The sequence below is a fragment of the Duganella fentianensis genome (assembly GCF_009857835.1).
GTDB classification, from domain to species: Bacteria; Pseudomonadota; Gammaproteobacteria; order Burkholderiales; family Burkholderiaceae_D; genus Rugamonas; species Rugamonas fentianensis.
Genome location: NZ_WWCL01000032.1, coordinates 1 through 258, shown reverse-complemented (window position 1 = coordinate 258; position 258 = coordinate 1). Strand labels below are relative to the sequence as shown.

The window sequence follows — 258 nt, the reverse complement described above, 5'->3', positions numbered from 1 at the left end:
AACCTACTTTCACACTGGTTGCAGCACTATCATCGGCGCAGAGTTGTTTCACGGTCCTGTTCGGGATGGGAAGGGGTGGGACCAACTTGCTATGGTCATCAAGCTTTGACTTGTACGAGCCGCGTTCACACGAACGTTGCTCAGAATCTGGAATAGTAAGTAATGTGGGTAATGAAGTTGTCTCAACAACGTTTAACGGTCTTCTTACCTATATCCTGCTAAGGTTATAGGGACAAGCCGTACGGGCAATTAGTATCA

Annotated in this window: 1 rRNA gene; it reads right to left on the bottom strand. The window is 46.9% G+C overall.

The annotated features are described in order from the left end of the window. Positions 1 to 103 (bottom strand): 5S ribosomal RNA (rrf, locus tag GTP23_RS22465); the annotation flags it as partial. Positions 104 to 258: the final 155 nt, after the last annotated feature.